The organism is Marinilabiliales bacterium (assembly GCA_007695015.1).
Taxonomy (GTDB): domain Bacteria; phylum Bacteroidota; class Bacteroidia; order Bacteroidales; family PUMT01; genus PXAP01.
This window is the reverse complement of record REEN01000072.1, coordinates 19,730-38,097: the sequence shown is the minus strand read 5'-3', so window position 1 is coordinate 38,097 and position 18,368 is coordinate 19,730. Positions and strand designations below refer to the sequence as shown.

The following is an 18,368-nucleotide window of genomic DNA, read 5'->3' as shown; positions in this document are numbered from 1 at the left end:
CTGTTTATAAGCCGCTGCCCGGGACCGGAATATTTAATCCATTTTTACTGAGCAATAAACAATGCATACACACTTTGGTTCAATATACGTAAACCATTTTATTAACGCCCGGCAAAGCAATGTATTGCCTTGCAAGTCCTGAACCCCCTGTCCGGTGAACCGGTGTCTTATGTTCAACACGGCAATGCATTGCCTATCTCAGCACCCTTGCCACGGGGTAGAGATTCGCGCCCCTCTCTGTCGCCTGGCCGGCAACCATGTCGTACAGAAACTGCAAACGGGCCGCGTGATCAGCCGCAAAATCCGGATCGCCCGCTTCCCTCTCCTCCAGCGCTTCACGCAACGCCCGGTCACTTTGCAACAGTCCATGGGCATGATCCTCAAAACTCCATATCCAGAAAAACTCGCCCGGCTCCAGGGCTGAAGTAAAGAATCCCCACCGCAGGAAAGAGGCCGGAGCCGACGGCTCAAGCATGTGTACGATGTAGTTGTTGGCATCCTGGTTGACCCTTATATATGCATCTCCCCGGTAGAACTGCCTGGGAGTCAGCTCCCTCCTCTTGCCGGTAACCGTTACCAGGTGCCGGCCCTGGTTCGGACGGCTGCCTGTCTCAAATTCATCAATGTACAGTGTCTCGACGTTAATTACGGTATCCCTGTCAAAAAACCGGATATCAACCCCGTTTATGTACAGTCGTTCAATAACCCCGCCCCAGGCCTGCGGCACGATATATGCCTCAGGTGCAGTGATTGTCACGGCAGGTGAAAAATAGTTATAAAATGGTATCGTATCTGTCCATTTCCTGTCATGATCATAGATTGTAACCCTCCTTCCCGAAAGGGGCGCGGCAGCCTCACCGGTCTCGTATCCCCAGAACAGTATCCGGTCATACCTTTGGCGGTCCACCCGCCAGTCGACCACATACTCGGTTTTACCCCGGGTATATAAGGCAGCATCCCTTCTCAGGCCAATGATCTCACCTGAGTTGCCGGAGGTGAATTCAACCAGGAACCTGATAAACTCATATGTCGCTTTTACCCTTTCGGGGAAGGGTTTGTAAACGAGCGTCTCGGTCATGAACGCGAAACAGTTGAACAGCGAGGCATACCCCGTAGAGTAGAAGGGATGGTCATTGAACCCTGTAATTCCTTTGCGTATATCGCTCCTGTCAACCAGCTGCAGGTATGGCACCATCCCGTAGGGCGTCTCACTGTTCATACGCCGGTAGAGCTCAGGCACCATCTTTTCATTGAAGAACTCCCCCATCCCGGCCGGCAGCTTCTGGTGCATCGTGGCAATAAGGGTCATGACACTCTGGTGGTCAGCACCGTTGGTTGTGTGGGTGTCGACAAACACATCGGGATCGAGATAATGGAAAATCCGGGCGAAAGACCTAGCGTTTTCAGAATCCATCTTTGCAAAATCCCTGTTCAGGTCGAGGTTCCTGGCATTGCGCCTTGCCCCCTTGTATTCGGGCCCGTCCTGGTTCATCCTGTGGTAGCGGCTCCTGTTCAGAGAACCGCCGATGTTGTATACAGGAATAATAGCGATTACAGTATTGCCAAGCACCCTGTCCATCCCGTCACGGCCTGCAAGCACATTGGCCGCATATTCAAGGCTTGCATCGATCCCTGCAGGCTCACCGGCATGAATACCGTTGTTCACCAGCACTATTGCGCGACCCTTGCGCCTGACCGACACGGGGTCAAAATCGCCGTCGGCCGATATCATGAACAGGTGCAGCGGGCGGCCAACATCAGTACTCCCCATCTCAAAAAGGGCAGCCTGCCTGTAATACCCGGCAAGCTCTTCATATGCCTCAATAACCTCATGGTATTCCAGGCCCTGGTTCTCCTCATACCTCAGTTCGATAGCCGGGGCCTCAGCGCTGCCGCACCCGCCTGTGATCATTGCGGCAACAGCAAGGGCGATAAAAAACTGACGGGGACTAACAATGCGGCCCCCGGTGAATTCCCGTAAGGCAGAAGCCAGGCGCCCCGTAAAAGATGAAACGGGCCTGCTCCATAGTCCACAGGGCCAGTATTTAAATCTTACCATATCAATAAGGTTATTTGATTAACAGGCGATCAACCTGAAATTTCGAGCATCCTCCTGATAGGTATGACAGCTTTTTCACGAATCACGGGGTCGACATCGACCTCAAACTTCTCCTCGTTAAGGCTGTCGTATATCTTTTCAATGGTATGCAGCTTCATGTATTTACAGTCGCTGCAACCGCATGTTGAATCTATCGGAGGTGCCGGTATAAACAGCTTCTGTGGATTCTGCTTCTGCATCTGGTGAAGGATGCCCGATTCGGTAGCCACAATATACGTGGATGCATTATCGCTCCCCGTAAACTTGAGCAGTGCAGAGGTGGACCCAATGAAATCGGAGACTATCTGTATGGGTTTCCGGCACTCAGGGTGAGATATCAGCTTTGCCTCAGGATACTGCTCCCTGAGCTCCAGGATACGCTCAAGCGAAAACTCCTCGTGAACGTGGCACGCTCCGTCCCACACCACCATATTCCTGCCGGTAATGCTGTTGATATAATTTCCAAGGTTGCGGTCGGGTGCAAAGATGATCTTCCGGTCCTTTGGCAGGCTTTCAATAACCTTAACGGCATTGGTCGATGTACAGCAGATATCGGTCATTGCCTTTATTTCGGCTGTGGTGTTGACATATGAAACCACTATATGGTCAGGGTGCTTTTCGCGGAATTTACGGAACTCGTTCGGGGGACAGGAATCAGCCAGCGAGCAACCGGCCTCGGGGTCAGGTATAAGTACTTTTTTCCCGGGCGAGAGGATCTTGGCCGTTTCAGCCATGAAATTAACACCTGCAAACACGATAATATCAGCATCTGTATCGGCCGATTTACGAGACAGATCCAGGCTGTCACCCACAAAGTCGGCTATGTCCTGAATTTCCCCTACCTGGTAATAATGCGCCAGGATCACAGCATTCTTTTCCCGGCGCAGCCTGTTTATCTCGCTTACATGGTCCATCTCAACAAGAGGTTTTGGCCACAAAATTAACAAAAACCTTAAAAGAATAAGGTGACCCTGGCATGGCCACTGAATGTCTGCAGCAATACCCGGAAATTAATTTGCACCTGCAGGGAGTGAAGAGCAAGAGAACCACCTGGTTTCATAAACCAAATGAATTGTAAAACCAGAAAAACCAGGTCATGCCGGCGGCAGACAAAGTATAGAGGCTGTAATGGATCAACCCCGCCTTTTTCAACCACCTGTTTTTCCAGGCCATTACACACCAGACAATGACCGCTATTGAAAGCGGCGCCAGTATCCAGGGCAGTATTGCCACCAGATATGTGAACGGCGAAGTGATGCCCGCGGCTGACAGTGGCAGCAGGTAAACAGGATCGGGGCGGCCGGAATTGGCCAGGGAAACCAGCATCAGCAAAAACAGCGACGCATGGATCAGGATAAACCGCCTCGCCCAAATTCCTCCCGGCCGGGATCCGGACTGGGATCCGGACTGTGATCCGGACTTGGATCCGGACTGGGATCCGGACTGGGATCCGGACTTGGATCCGGACTTGGATCCGGACTGGCCATCGTCATGGGTCAGGCTGACCGGCCCGGCATCCTGGACTAATGATGCGGTTAGTGCCTTACGGCGGAAAAGAGAGTCAATGCCCCTCACGGTAAAATATACAAGCGTGCCCAGGGACATCAGTATTGCAAAAACGATCAGCACAATAGTAAAACCTGCTGTTGTATGGAACGGCATACGGATATAGGTAACCGGCCCGTCAGTTGCCAACATTAGTCGCCCGAAGGGATCGGTGGTCAGGACAATATACTGCATTGGTCCGAGAGGATAGGCCGTCGGACCATCAAGGTTTGTGTATATCCCTCTCTCCGTCTCAATGAACCTGTAATCCGATCCAAGAAAATTTACTGTCAGCTCCCGCTCTCCTTCCGGCCTCACCCTCATGACCATCGACAGGAGGTTGACCAGCTTGTCGCCGCCCGTCTCTATCCTGCGGCTCTGCTGGTATTCGCCTCCCAGTTCACTGTTTGGCAGGGCCAGGGGCGCAGACGGGAAAGTGCCGGGTACAGCATCCCTGTCGTCGATCAGGTGCGCCCTGCTTTCAGGCGGGAAAAACCTGCCCATGAAATTGCCGAAGAGCCCAGGGTGGCCCGAAAAATCACCACCACTGTAAACCATGAAAATGCCTGCACCGGTACCCGGTAACATGTAGAACCCTGCATCATACAACATTGAGCTCCCGGTGTGATATACCACCCTGTGGCCGTTCCTCGTATATTCCATGAACCCGTGGGCCATCCCGCCAAGCAGGGTGTGGTGGGTAAACAGGAGGGAATGCATCTGCCTGACACTCTCCTCACCCATGATGGCGCCTCCACCTGTGAGATGGGCAATCATGAACCTGGCCATATCCTCAGCGGTTGTGCTGAGGCCTCCGGCAGGCGAGGGCATATACTCGAAGCCACCCCCAGTGAACCTGCCGTCAACCAGGCGATATGGCTTCACAAGCCTGTCAGCCAGCCGGTCAGGCAACGGCTGGCTGAAACTGCTGTTCTCCATGCCGAGCGGAGCAAAAATATGCTTCTCGATATATTCCCCGAAAGGGATACCGCTTACACGTTCAACTATATATCCAGCCAGGGCCGTGCCCCAGTTCGAATAGGCCATCACGGTGCCAGGTGGGTATATCCGTGCGGGAATTCGGGTTACCAGGTACTCCCTGAGCGGCATGAAATCCTCCTCCTGCAGCAGGAAAAGCCCCTCAAGCACATCCTCAAACCCTGCTGTGTGTGATAACAAATGCCTCATGGTGACCGGCAGTGGCTGCTGACGCCTGCCCATGCCATATATCAGGCCGGGCAGCTCAAAATCCAGATATTCGTTAACATCGCGGTCAAGATCGATCAGCCCCTGCTCAGCAAGCTGCATCACCGCGGTCCACGTGAAAATCTTTGCAACCGAGCCGGTGCGGAAAAGGCTGGCATGTGGATCTGCCTGGATGCTCTGCTCAATATCGGCATAACCATAACCTTCAAGAAAAACAATATTGCCATCCTTTACCACTGCAATAGCAGCATTGGGCAGGTTACTGGTTTCAACCATATACCTCATCCCACTGTCAAGAAACTCAACCCACCGGTCAGTTTCATCGCTGACCAGTTCGATGCTTTCCAGACCATCCCTGCCAAAGAGGGCATTTCGCCGGTCAGTTTCAACATGTCCGGCAGCCTGGCCTGCTATGATGGGACCCAGTAACAGAAATGCAGCAAGAAAACATTTAACAATAACGAAACCGGATTTTCGCATAATTACTTGCCTGCCAACCACCCTGCTTAGATTATCCATGATTTAATCATTTTTAGATCGTCCCAACCGGGGCTTCCTGATCATGCAAAACTTTAACTGCATTATTCATATTTCAGTGTTTCGACCGGGTTCACCCGGCCGGCTTTCCAGGTTTGCAGCACCACGGTTATCATTGCAGTTGCAAATCCGATAAGCACCGCCGCGGCAAATACCCAGAATTCCATATCGCGCCTGTAAGGGAAATTATTCAGCCATTCCCTGAGTATAAACCATGCCAGGGGAATGCCTGTCAGGCAGGAAACCAGGACTAGCTTACTGAACTCTTTGGTTACCAATGCAACAACCTGCGTTACGCCAGCCCCCATTGCCTTCCTGATGCCGATCTCCTTCACTCTCTGCTCAACCGAGAAAGCCGACAATCCCAGGAGTCCAAGGCAGGCAACAAAAATAGACAAAATGGTGAACATCAGAAGGATCATCTGCAGGCGCCTTTCGGTAAGGTGCAGCCTGTCAAACCGTTGTGAAACAAAATCACTCACGTAAACCTGTGAGGGGAAATGGCGGTTCCAAACCTCCCCTATCAGTTGATTTGCCCTCGCCATATCTGCCTGGTCAACCCTCACGGTAATGCTGTTATGCCCGGCAGTCGATGAGCTGATCACCATCGGCTGGATCATCTCTGTCAATGGCTGGTAGTGGAAATCCTCAACCACCCCAACTACCGGCCCCCAGTAACTGGTCTCACCCCCGCGGCCCGTTCTCAGGCCAACCTCCTGTCCGAGAGCATCAACCGGGGTGTCAAATCCGAACATCCTGCGTGCAGCATCATTGATAATGTAATACACCAGGGTATCAGATACCATTTCAGGAGTAAAATTTGACCCGGCCAGCAGCCTCATTCCGAACACCGGTATATACCGGTCATCGGCGCGGTTTACAACCGGAAACCAGGTCTCGGGGTCATCCCTCAAAGCATGGGGGTTATCCATGTACCTCATGTCGGTGGGGATGACCATCGACCTGGTAACATTATCCACCTCAGGAACAGACAGCAGATCTTCCTTTAACACATCCCATGAATTGAAGTTTGCCCGGTTCTCAACCGGAATATTTATCAGCCCGTACCGGTTGTACCCCAGGTCTTTGCTGTTAATGTACTGCAACTGCCTGTAAACAGTCAGGGAACAGATTATCAATCCGATAGAAACCGCAAACTGCCCCACAACCAGTGCCCTCCTGAAAAGCTGGCTCCCTTCTGTGCCCTTTTTCCCTTTAAGAACATCAACCGGCTTATAGGATGAGAGGAAAAACGCCGGGTATGCACCCGCAAAAAAGGCAGTTGCCAGCCAGGCCGATACAATAATTACCGGGTTCCATCCCCTGAACAGCGTGGCTATGGATACGGATTTCCCCGTAAAATCATTGAACCATGGCAGTGCCAGCTCAATAATAATCATTGCAATAACCAGGGATATCAGGCTGAACAGAACCGATTCGCCCAGGAACTGCCGCACCAGTTGAGTGCGGGAGGCCCCTGACACCTTCCTTACCCCAACCTCCCTGGCGCGTCTCGATGCCCTGGCTGTTGAAAGGTTCATGAAGTTGATGCCGGCAATTACCAGCAGAAGCATCGAAACCAGGCTGAATACGCGCACAGATGTGCGGCTCCCGGGAGATTCCATCTCCCATACCCTACTGGCGTTCAGGTGTATGTCAGTAAGGGGCATAAGCTCCAGCCTGAGGAAATCGCGCGGGTCGTCAAAATCTATGAACCCCCTGAATTCGGGTGCGAAATAATCGTCAACCAGCTCCTGGATGGTTTGTTCAAACAGACCGACTTCGGTTCCGGGAGCAAGCAGCAGGTAGGTATAAATGCTGCTTGCCATCCAGCTTGTCATCATCTGCTCATGCCTGAGGCTGTAAAGTGAAGCAAACGAAGCAATCAGGTCAGCCTGAAGATGAGAATTATGCGGGAAATCCTCAAAAACGGCCGTAACCCTGAAAGGCTGAATATTACCTCCATAGCTTATATTTAGCACACTTCCCTCTCCGGGCCGTCCGCCAAAATATTTCATGGCATAACTCTCAGATATCGCTATAGTATAGGGTTCTTTCAGGCAGTCATCCTTATTGCCCTCTAAAAGCCTGAAAGAAAAAACATTAAAGAACGAGCTGTCGGCATATACTATCCTTTCATTGTAATACTGCCGGTTTTCATCCTCAACCATTACATTGTCACGGCCTATGCGCACAAATGCCTTAACCTGCGGATAATACTCCCCCATTTTCGGTCCGACCGGCGGTGCGGTAATAGGTACATGGATACGCTCATCCTCCATCTGCATATCCCTCTCAACCCTGTATATCCTGTCGGAATTTTCATGGAATGCGTCATAACCAAGTTCATCGTAAACCCAGAGGTATATAATAATTGATGCAGCCAGTCCAATTGAAAGGCCGATGATATTTATTGCCGAGAACAGGGTGTTCTTCTTCAGCACCCTGAGTGCAATCAGCAGGTAGCTCCTGATCATAATGCAACTATTTTTCTGTCAAAATTATGTATTTTAAAACCTTTGTGGCTAATATCATCCAATAAAGTGCCAAACCTCACTAATAGCTGCATATCAGCGTATTATTATTTATCCACGTGTGACTGGATGAACGGTGGCGGACAAGGAATGTTCATTATCGCACAAAATCCGCTGAAGCACCTGCCGGAATACCCGGCCAAACATTATTATGCACCAAAAAGGCCCATTTATCCTGTAAAGACAGGCTACAAGCCTGTCAGGTACTTCAAATTGGGTTTGGGCCATGACCGGCTGGTCTGATTATTAAATTTTTCTTATCTTACCATGCAAATTTTCCTTTTAAACCCCAACAAGTAAATGAGCCTACTCAAACAATCAACAAAGCTTGTTTTCAGGGCAATTATTACCGCCCTGTTTTTTGCGGGAATTATTCTCACAGGAACATCCTGCAAAACTGAAATATCCGATCAGTATATTGACATTGACGAACGTGCCCCCTGGTACTGGCACTACAATGGAAAGACGACCCTTCTTTTGGGAGGCAGTTGGCAGGACAACCTTTTCAACCATCCCGGGGGGCTTGAGGAGCATCTCGATCTGATCGCATCGGTGGGAGGCAATTACCTGCGGAACACCATGAGCCACAGGAACGAGGGCAATGTGTTTGCTTACGAAAGAGATGAACGCGGACTGTTTGACCTTGACCGTTTCAATGAGGAATACTGGAACCGTTTTGAAAACTTTCTGAAAATGGCCCGCGAACGTGATATGATAGTACAGGTAGAGGTATGGGATCCATGGGACATGTACGAAGATCACCAGTCATTCGGGGGATGGTCGCATCACCCTTTCAACCCGGCGAACAACATAAACTACACCCCTGAAGAATCGGGACTGCCAACAGCCGTTAATTACCCCCCGGTGGGACATCCTACAGAGCATCCCTTTTTCAGGACCATCCCTGAACTTGATGATAATGCCCTGGTGCTCGGCTACCAGGAAACCTATTTTGACAAGCTGCTTTCCATCTCGCTCCGTTACCCGAACATACTTTACTGCATACACAATGAAACCGGCGAACTGGTTGAATTTGGCGATTACTGGGCCGGTTACTTAAGGAGTGCTGCTGAAAAGGCAGGCGTACCCGTTCATGTTACAGATATGAGGCGAAGTGAAAATGTGCGCAGCGAAGACCACGCGCACATCTACGACAATCCGCAGACATATTCCTTTGTCGACATCTCGCAGAACAACGCCTGGTCGGGACTTGGGCAGGGACATTATGACAATATCATGTACGTACGTGAACGCCTTGCAGCACACCCCAGACCCATCAACAACAACAAAAATTATGGGGCCGCCAGGCATGGTGAAGAGGAATCGGTTGCACGCATGGGCCGCATAATATTTGCCGGCGGGGCGGGCGCCAGGTTTCACAGGCCACATCCCATTGAAGATCCGGCAATGATGTATGAGAAGAGTGACTTCGGACTGGGGATGAGTCCCCGTGCCCAAAAAATCATAAAATCCCTCCGCATGGCAACAGATGAGCTGGATATAGCCCTCACCGCCCCGATGAATGAGCTGTTGTCTGACCGGGAGGAAAATGAAGCATACCTGCTCGCCGAACCGGGACGGCAGTATGCGCTTTATTTCCCTGAAGGCGGCTCTGTAGAGCTTGACATGTCGCATGCAAGCGGACAATGGACATGCCGGTGGATAAATCTCGACCAGGCAGAATGGAGCGGGAGCACGCATGTCAGGGGAGGCAGAAAGATGAGGCTTGCCACACCTGGTGAAGGGCACTGGATTGCAGTTCTGCTGCCGGTACCTGTTGACGAGGCCCGCGAAGCCCTCAGGATAAAACCCTGGAGTGAGGACCAGCGTTACTGGCAATACAAGGGAGAGCCTGTTCTTCTGCTGGGAGGCACTGACCAGGACAACCCTTTCAACCATCCCAATATCGGTGAACGGGGACTTGAGGCGCATCTCGACCTGCTGGTCTCCGTGGGCGGCAATTACATCCGCAACACCATGTCGAGCCGAGACCGGGTGGACCCGGACAGCGATCTTTATAATGACAACAATATATATCCCTTTTACAGGGATGAGGCTACCGGAATGTATGACCTTGACCGGTGGAACGAGACCTACTGGCAACAGTTCAGCAACCTCCTTGATATGACAGCAGAACGCGACATAATTGTCCAGATAGAGATATGGGACCGGTGGGATTACGGACAGGTATGGGGAGGGGCCTACTCGGCCGAGGCCTGGTCTGCCCATCCCTTCAACCCGAAAAACAATATCAACTATACGGCAGAAGAGACCAACCTGCACGAGGAGGAGTACAACCATCACCTTTTTACCAGGGATTACAACATCTTCCGCACCATACCGGAGCTGGACAATTCACCGGTGGTGCTTGCCTACCAGGAGGCCCTGGTTGACAGAATACTTTCGGTAACATTCGACTATGACCATATTCTTTACTGTATCAGCAACGAAAGCACGGCATCTGAGGAGTGGAGCCGGTACTGGGCAAATTTCCTGCATGAGAGAGCATCCCAAAACGGTGTCAATATCGAGGTTACCGAGATGTGGGATGCACATGACCTTACCGACCCAATGCACAGGCGTACTTTCGACCACCCTGATCTTTACTACTTTGTGGATGTATCACAAAACAATATCCGTAACGGACAGGTTCACTGGGATAATATGCAGTCAGCCAGGCAAATTGTTGCCGACCCTCCCCGGCCTGTCAACAATAACAAGATCTATAGCGGTTATCGGCTTGGAGGTGGCACGGCAGAAGGTACCAATAAATTCTGGCGTAACATCCTTGGCGGTATTGCATCCTCAAGATTTCACCGTCCCGGACCCGAGCCAGCCTTCTTCGGTATCGGACTTAGTGAACTGGCGCAGACACAGATAAGAAGCGCGCGCATGTTCCAGGAGGTCTTCGATGTGTTCAGGGCCGAACCCGATGTCTACAGCAGCCTGCTATCAGACCGCCGCGAAAATGAAGCATATCTTGCATTTATTCCGGGCGAACAGTATGCCGTCTATTTTACCGGCGGTGGAGCTGTTTACCTGGACATGTCAGATGCTCCGGGCAATTTCACCCTTCAATGGCTGGATATTGACAGCAGCCGGTGGACCGGTACAACTGAACTCGGGGGCGGGGAACGAGTCAGGCTTTCGGCTCCCGGCGAGGGTCACTGGATGGCAGTGCTGACAGCTAATATTTAAGCCGGCAGATACATAGCTCCGGATTGAGATGTATTGGCCGGCGGTCAATGCAAATAATTACCGGGCCGCCAAATCCCTGCTAAAACTTACCTGAAGATCAGATCAGGCGTCCGGATTATGTCCGTTTCCGGACATGAATTACTGCTTACGTACACTTCACGAATACCCCTGCAACCATCAATGTGCTTTTTTTTAGCATTTTATAAACTGTGGCCCGTGGTTTGATAATATACGGCTGAACAGCATCCAGGAGTGATCCAAAGCCATTCATCCGGAAAAAAAAGCTGTTCATCAGGATAAATTTCGCTGATAAAGTAAGAAGAAGCAATTTTGTTACAAACATATAAAACTATCAACCATGGAAACTAAAAACAATAGCAAAGCCAGCGAAAAACAAATTAAGGCAAATACTGACATGTATGTGAAAGTTCAGGACATTAAAACGCACATGCTTTTATACATCTTCATTGCGCTGGAATGGATAACAGGGCCGCTGAAAGAGAGGGAGGAAAACTACACAACAGGAATAGGGCTTTCATAGCATCACCGGTCCAAATTGGCAAAAACCGGCAAAAATTCAGTAACAATAACAACAACCAGGGAATATCAAAAACCAAATGAAGAATTCGATCATCAACAAGGCCTTTCTAACCGGCCTGATCATTACCACACTGTTTTTTTCCGCGAAAGCGTATTCACAGGAGATGACCCAGACCTTCCGGGGAAGGGTGCTGGATGCTTATACTGAATTGCCCCTGCCCGGAGCAACAGTCGTGATACTGGGCAGCGATCCGCTAAGAGGCACGGCCACCAACGGGAACGGCGAATTCAGGATTGACGGACTCCCGCTGGGGCGCATCAATATCCAGGTAAGCATGGTAGGCTATCAGCCGGCCGGCCTTAACAACCTGCTGCTCCGGTCGGGAAGGGAGCTGGTGATGGATATTACTCTCGAAGAACAGGTTTACACGATGGACGACGTGACGATCCGTCCCGATATCAGGAAAGATCAGGCAATAAACGAGATGGCCGTGGTAAGCGCCCGTTCATTTACCATCGACGAGACCGAGCGCTTTGCCGGCAGCCTGGGCGACCCGTCACGTATGGCAGCCAATTATGCCGGGGTTACCTCTGTATCCGACCAGCGCAATGATATTGTCATAAGGGGAAATTCGCCACTCGGACTGCTATGGAGGCTTGAAGGTATTGAAATACCAAACCCGAACCATTTCGGTTCGATAGGCACTACCGGCGGGCCCATAAGCATGCTGAATATAAACCACCTTACGAACTCCGATTTTTACACCGGTGCATTCCCGGCCGAGTATGGAAATGCCCTGGCCGGCGCCTTCGATATCAGGATGCGCAACGGGAACAACCAGAAACATGAATTCATGGGACAGGTGGGCTTCAACGGGTTCGAGCTTGGCGCCGAGGGGCCGTTTTCACAGAACAGCCAGGCATCCTACATGGCAAACTTCCGCTACAGCACCATGGAGGTGCTGCATGCCGCAGGGATGGACTTCGGCACCGGAACGGCGATACCACAATACAAGGATCTATCCTTCAAGGTAAACGTTCCGCTTGAACGGGGACGCATATCGGTATTCGGACTTGGCGGCGACAACAGCATTGCAATGCTGGCAAGCCAGGACGATGACTCACAGTTCGGCTTTTCCGGGCTTGACCTGCACAACAGCAACCGTATGGGTGTGCTTGGGGTCAGCCATGTACATTACCTTAACGACGATGCCCGCTTTACAAATACAATTGCTGTATCGGGAATAGAGAGCACTGCCGATATCTTTGATCTTAGCTTTGACCCCGATAACCAGAAAATCAAGGAATCCCTGGGCGAGATGAAGTACACCTTTTCGTCAAAATATTCGCATCGTTTCAACTCCCGCAATTACCTGAATACCGGGTTTGTATACGATTTCTACGATGTAAGCTATACAGGCATGCAGCTTGACCCTTCCGGGGAAAAGTACGTGCACTACCTGAATAATTCCGGGACCATGGGTTTTGCCAGGCTGTTCACCGAGTGGCAGCACCGCTTCTCAGATGAGCTGTCGGTCTCAACCGGATTACATACTTCAAGACTTTTCATGAACAACAGCTATGCTGTAGAGCCGAGACTCGGACTGAAATGGGAATTCATCAAGGGACAGTCGCTGAACCTTGGTGCAGGAATGCACAGCCAGACACAGATGAAAGCGGTATATTTCAGCCAGCGACTTACCGACACCCTGAACATGGTGTACGAAAAGACAAACCGCGATCTGGATTTCTCACGCAGCATACACCTGGTGGCAGGATATGACAGGCTGCTGGGCGATGAGCACAGGATGAAGCTGGAGGTCTATTACCAGAGGCTCTACAACATACCCGTAGCATGGCGCAGGCCGGAGTTTTCACTTATGAACCAGGGCGGAGGCTTCGGTTTCCAACTGTTTGACAATATGGAAAACTCTGGTACAGGAGAAAACAAAGGCATTGAACTTACGCTTGAAAAGTTCCTCAACAAGGGATTCTATTACCTGGTTACAGCATCAGTCTTTGATTCAGGATACCGCGGATATGACGGTGTATGGCGCAATTCAGCATTCAACAACAATTTTGTTTTCAATGCCCTTGCCGGCTATGAATGGAGGGTTGGAAGGAACTCCCTCCTGTCGGTTGACCTGAAAACGGTCTATGCCGGAGGCCACCGCAAGCTCCCGATAGATGAAGAGCAGTCCCTCGCCGACAATGCCCTTCGCTACATATGGAGTGAATCATATAATGAAAGGTTTCCCGATTATTTCAGGCTCAACGGCCGGATAACATTCCGTCTGAACCGGCAGAGCTTCGACCATGAGTGGGGACTTGACCTGCAGAACATAACCAACAGGCAGAATGTTTTCGTCCAGAACTGGGACAACAACAAAAAGGAAGCCGTCACTCACTACCAGATGGGCTTCATGCCGATGATGACATACAGGATATATTTCTGATCAATAATGAACCTTTAAAAATGATGAAATGGAGTATGCAAAATTCACACTGTTGTTTTTCGTGATCCATACGATAGCATATTATATCGCGGGAGTAATTAATTATCAGTTTTCAAAAAAGTTATACGGTGGAAGGGACCAGCTTTACAAGTCGTTTCTCAGAAACATGTCCGATTCCTCAGAAGCCCTGAATGTCAATAAAAAAATAATACCAGTACAACTGGTGAGGGCCATATTTATGTCGGTAGTGCTATACCCTGTCCTCGGTGTGCTGGGAGATCTCTCCTTCGGCTTGAAATTCCTGTTTTTCGGGGGATTGATGTTTGTGTATGCAGATTTCTGCAGTGCAATTCCGTTTTCCAACACACTTGAAGGTTTGATATACATGAAGCCCGAATTCGTTAAAAGAAAAGTGTTCTGGACTATCCAGATGGAGGCTGTTATCTACAGTGTGTTGTTTGGCCTGGCTGCAGGCTGGTTGCTCGTATGAGAATACTACCGGCAGCTTTACCAGCTTTAGGGAAAATTATAAGACGTTTTCAGCAAAAATCGCGCAAAATGCAACCAATTAATAAAACGACCCTCTTTCTGCTACTTACATTTGGTATCAGCTTTACCGTTGCCGGAATTTTCTACCTGCTGGGCGGACAATTAAGCAGTACGGGAGGATTGATCCTTGCAACATCCTACATGTTTATTCCCATGATATCAGTCCTCGTTGTCGAGAAAATCATTTACCGGGAAGATATACGGAAGAAGCTGTTCATTTCATTCAATGTAAATAAATGGTTCCTTGTTGCCTGGCTCATTGCCCCGGTAATAGTATTTGGCTCTGTAGCTATAAGCCTGTTATACCCTGGTGTGTCCTACTCTCCCGGAATGGAAGGGATGTTTGACAGGTACAAGGAGATGCTGACCCCCGAAGAACTTGAGCAGATGCGGATATCAATCGAGATCATGCCTTTTCACCCTGTATGGATGACCCTTGTTTCAGGGCTGATAGCCGGATTAACGATCAATGCGGTTGCAGGTTTTGGAGAGGAACTCGGGTGGCGCGGTTTCCTTGTCCGCCAATTCAGGGATATGAGCTTCATGAAAGCATCGCTGCTGACAGGCATTGCCTGGGGCTTCTGGCATGCACCCCTCATCCTGATGGGGCATAATTACCCTCAGTACCCGGTGGCAGGGGTATTTATGATGGTTTTGTTCTGCGTATTGCTAAGCCCGCTGTTTCTTTATATAACGATCAAGTCAGGGTCGGTTATAGCTGCATCAGTCATGCACGGCACATTGAACGGAACAGCCGGAATATCATTAATGCTTCTGAAAGGGGGGAATGACCTTACAACGGGTGTTACCGGACTGGCAGGGGCCCTTTCAATAATAATTGTTACAGGAGTATTGTTTATTTATGACAATAATATCAGCCGGGAAAAAATAATGGCCAACAAAATATCGGAAAATATTTAGTGCTGCGGTTTTCTCATATTATATTTTACTGCACATCTGTCATCAATCACCGAGTAGATGGATGACTTTTTATTGCTCCTCTGCCGGATGCAAAGTCCGGATTAATCCCAAATGATCAAATATTGTACGTTTCCGCACATCAACTGTACTGAAAACGGGCAGTAACCGGACATGAAGACAATTCAAATTTAATGCCAACTGTCTAACATCCTGCCCTTTATTGCCATCGGCCTGTTTTTTGATAAATAATAGAAAGTTTGTCCTGAAACAAATATGATATTAACCTGACTTAATCCAATCAATTCATGTTCAAAAATCATATAGTAATTGCATTCCGAAACTTAATAAGACAAAAAGGGTTTTCACTGATAAACCTTGCGGGTTTAACCATAGGAATTGCAAGCTGCCTTCTTATAATTCTTTTTGTATCAAGTGAACTGAGCTATGACAGGCACCATGAAAAGTCCGGCCGGATTTACAGGGCAGGTATAGAGGCTCTTTTCGGCGACAGCCATGTATTTTCTGCAGTTACATCCGGTGCAATGAAGGATGCGCTTGATTATGAATTCAGCGAGGTCGAAGAGGCCTGCCGGCTTTACCACATCACAAGGCCGGTCATAAGGGTTGATGAGAGTAGTTTTGTGGAGGACAACTTCTTTTACGCTGACTCAAATTTCTTCAACCTCTTTACGGTTCCCCTCATCGAAGGAGATCCTGCCACGGCCCTTTCAAGGCCAAACACCGTAATCCTGTCGCAGGAGACAGCACAAAGGCTGTTCGGTAACGACAATCCTATGGGAAAGACATTAATGGTCAATGAGGATGCACTGCTCGAAGTAACTGGAATTTCAGAAAATATGCCACACAATTCCCATTTCAGGTATGATTTCCTTGCATCTATTGAAACTGTTAAGCCCTGGATGGAGCAATACTGGATACGATGGACAAGCAACAATCTTTACACATACATGTTACTGGCAGAAACTGCGAACAGGAACACTTTCACAGAGCGACTTCAGGAACTTGTGTACAAATATGTCGGGCCGGAGGTTGAAATGGCAATGGGTATTGATATTGAGGCCTTTGAGACAGAGGGCGGGGTGTACAGGTTTTTTATTGAGAATATTGAAGATATTCACCTTTATTCAAAATCTGACAACCAGTTAAATGAAGGAGGAAGCATAACAACCATATATTTCTTCTCAATCATTGCCATTTTTATCCTGATAATCGCCTGCATAAATTTTATGAACCTTTCAACCGCACGTTTTTCGGCAAGGGCAAAAGAGATCGGAGTAAGAAAAACACTGGGCAGCAGTAAAGGAAACCTGGTCAGACAATTTCTGGTTGAATCGTTACTGGTCAGCTTAATCGCCATGATACTGGCGGTTACACTTCTGGAGCTGTCACTTCCCTTTTTCAATAAATTGACCTACAAGTCATTTGAATTAAACTATCTTTCGGATTGGTACATTATACCCGGACTGTTACTGTTCAGCCTGGTAACAGGAATAGTAGCCGGCAGTTACCCGGCATTTTTCCTCTCATCCTTCAAGCCTGTCAGTGTCCTTAAAGGGGAGACCGGAGCCGGTGACCGGAGCAGCGGTCTCAGGAAGGTCCTTGTAGTTGCACAATTTGCAATCACGATTTCACTCTTTGTTGCAACGTTCATAGTATCCGGACAGCTCAGGTTCATCCATTTCAAGGACCCGGGTTATGCAAAAGAGGGACTGCTCATCCTTAAACGTACCCATATACTGAACGACCGTCAGACAGCCTTCAGGGATGAGTTGCTACGCCACGAAAACATTCTCAACGCAAGCTATTGCTCCTCTTTGCCCGGGTATGATTTTTCCGGCACCTCAACTCACAAATATGGAGACTCCCCTGAAAATATCGCCCAGACCCTTGTTATATGGGCTGATGAGCATTATCTGGAGACTGTGGGTATGAAACTGGAGGAAGGACGGTTCTTCTCTCCAAATTACAGTACAGACAGGGATGCTGTCATAATAAACAAGCAACTGGCAAGGGTCATGAACCTGGAACAGCCAACCTCAGAAGCTCTGGTTTTCCCGCACAGGGACCTGGTAAGTCCAATAATCGGAGTTCTTGAAGATGCCAACTTCGAATCCCTGCACCGGAACATAAGGCCTATGATTATATGGGAACTTGACAGTCCCGCCTGGCTTATGGCAATCCGCCTTGATGGTAATCAAATAGCTTCTGCCCTGGCACATATTGAATCCATATGGTCAGAGTTTGCCGGCGATGCCCCGTTTGTATATTCTTTCCTCGAAGATGACCTCATGCAGCTATATACCCAGGATATCCGCACAAGAAGCATTTTCGAAATATTCGCAATACTGGCTGTCTTTATAGCAGCCCTGGGCTTGCTGGGCATGGCATCATTCAATACTGAAAAAAGAACAAAAGAGATTGGTATACGGAAAGCTATGGGTGCATTACCATCTTCGATAATAATGCTGATGTCAAAGGAGATAAACTGGCTTATACTGATTTCAACACTGATAGCATGGCCTGCAGCCTGGTTTCTGATGAACAGGTGGCTTGACAATTTTGCATACAGGATTGAACCGGGAATACTGACCTTTCTTGCAGCAACGGTAATAACATACATTATCGCATTGCTCACGGTAGGCCTCCAGTCATGGCGCGCAGCAAACCTCAATCCGGTTGACGTACTGCGGGATGAGTAAGAAGCATACAAGGAGAATTTTCGGAATATTACAGTCATTAAGAATATAAAATACTTATAATTAT

The 18,368-nt window shown here is 49.2% G+C and carries 9 protein-coding genes and 1 pseudogene; 5 read left to right on the top strand and 5 right to left on the bottom strand.

Annotation, left to right across the window (positions count from 1 at the left end; all coding sequences use genetic code 11):
• Positions 1–193: 193 nt before the first annotated feature.
• The 4 genes and pseudogenes from EA408_10750 to EA408_10735 all read right to left on the bottom strand — a co-directional run bounded on the left by EA408_10750 (position 194) and on the right by EA408_10735 (position 7,863).
• A complete protein-coding gene (locus EA408_10750) occupies positions 194–2,059 on the bottom strand; it encodes a hypothetical protein (GenBank protein ID TVR70683.1) in 1,866 nt (621 codons plus the stop codon).
• A 29-nt stretch (positions 2,060–2,088) separates the two neighbouring features.
• Positions 2,089–3,012, bottom strand: coding sequence for a quinolinate synthase NadA (nadA, locus tag EA408_10745; GenBank protein TVR70709.1), 924 nt, complete (start codon positions 3,010–3,012; stop codon positions 2,089–2,091).
• Positions 3,013–4,189: 1,177 nt separating this feature from the next.
• Positions 4,190–5,368, bottom strand: a pseudogene (locus tag EA408_10740) (class A beta-lactamase-related serine hydrolase).
• 62 nt (positions 5,369–5,430) lie between these two features.
• Positions 5,431–7,863, bottom strand: coding sequence for an ABC transporter permease (locus EA408_10735; protein ID TVR70682.1), 2,433 nt, complete (start codon positions 7,861–7,863; stop codon positions 5,431–5,433).
• Positions 7,864–8,220: 357 nt separating this feature from the next.
• Between EA408_10735 and EA408_10730 the strand changes: the two genes are divergently transcribed.
• Positions 8,221–11,118 (top strand): hypothetical protein, encoded by a 2,898-nt coding sequence (locus EA408_10730; GenBank protein ID TVR70681.1) that lies wholly within the window; start codon positions 8,221–8,223, stop codon positions 11,116–11,118.
• 145 nt (positions 11,119–11,263) lie between these two features.
• Here EA408_10730 and EA408_10725 read toward each other — a convergent pair whose 3' ends face one another.
• The gene (locus tag EA408_10725) at positions 11,264–11,461 is read right to left on the bottom strand and encodes a hypothetical protein (GenBank protein TVR70680.1); all 198 of its coding nucleotides are present in this window, start codon (positions 11,459–11,461) and stop codon (positions 11,264–11,266) included.
• A 274-nt stretch (positions 11,462–11,735) separates the two neighbouring features.
• On the opposite strand from EA408_10725, the gene EA408_10720 reads away from it, so the two are divergent.
• From EA408_10720 to EA408_10705, 4 genes are all read left to right on the top strand, one after another.
• Entirely contained in the window at positions 11,736–14,114 is a 2,379-nt protein-coding gene (locus tag EA408_10720; protein TVR70679.1) for a TonB-dependent receptor, read from the top strand.
• 28 nt (positions 14,115–14,142) lie between these two features.
• The gene (locus EA408_10715) at positions 14,143–14,604 is read left to right on the top strand and encodes a hypothetical protein (GenBank protein TVR70678.1); all 462 of its coding nucleotides are present in this window, start codon (positions 14,143–14,145) and stop codon (positions 14,602–14,604) included.
• The gene (locus tag EA408_10710; GenBank protein ID TVR70677.1) at positions 14,601–15,584 is read left to right on the top strand and encodes a CPBP family intramembrane metalloprotease; all 984 of its coding nucleotides are present in this window, start codon (positions 14,601–14,603) and stop codon (positions 15,582–15,584) included. The genes EA408_10715 and EA408_10710 overlap by 4 nt, the downstream gene beginning before the upstream one ends.
• Positions 15,585–15,889: 305 nt before the next feature.
• Entirely contained in the window at positions 15,890–18,304 is a 2,415-nt protein-coding gene (locus tag EA408_10705; protein TVR70676.1) for an ABC transporter permease, read from the top strand.
• Positions 18,305–18,368 lie beyond the last annotated feature (64 nt).

Excerpts from the sequence above, each read along its gene's own strand:
- EA408_10750 (TVR70683.1), bottom strand. The coding sequence starts at position 2,059 with ATGGTAAGATTTAAATACTGGCCCTGTGGACTATGGAGCAGGCCCGTT.
- nadA (TVR70709.1), bottom strand. The coding sequence starts at position 3,012 with ATGGACCATGTAAGCGAGATAAACAGGCTGCGCCGGGAAAAGAATGCT.
- EA408_10735 (TVR70682.1), bottom strand. The coding sequence starts at position 7,863 with ATGATCAGGAGCTACCTGCTGATTGCACTCAGGGTGCTGAAGAAGAAC.
- EA408_10730 (TVR70681.1), top strand. The coding sequence starts at position 8,221 with ATGAGCCTACTCAAACAATCAACAAAGCTTGTTTTCAGGGCAATTATT.
- EA408_10725 (TVR70680.1), bottom strand. The coding sequence starts at position 11,461 with ATGTTTGTAACAAAATTGCTTCTTCTTACTTTATCAGCGAAATTTATC.
- EA408_10720 (TVR70679.1), top strand. The coding sequence starts at position 11,736 with ATGAAGAATTCGATCATCAACAAGGCCTTTCTAACCGGCCTGATCATT.
- EA408_10715 (TVR70678.1), top strand. The coding sequence starts at position 14,143 with ATGGAGTATGCAAAATTCACACTGTTGTTTTTCGTGATCCATACGATA.
- EA408_10710 (TVR70677.1), top strand. The coding sequence starts at position 14,601 with ATGAGAATACTACCGGCAGCTTTACCAGCTTTAGGGAAAATTATAAGA.
- EA408_10705 (TVR70676.1), top strand. The coding sequence starts at position 15,890 with ATGTTCAAAAATCATATAGTAATTGCATTCCGAAACTTAATAAGACAA.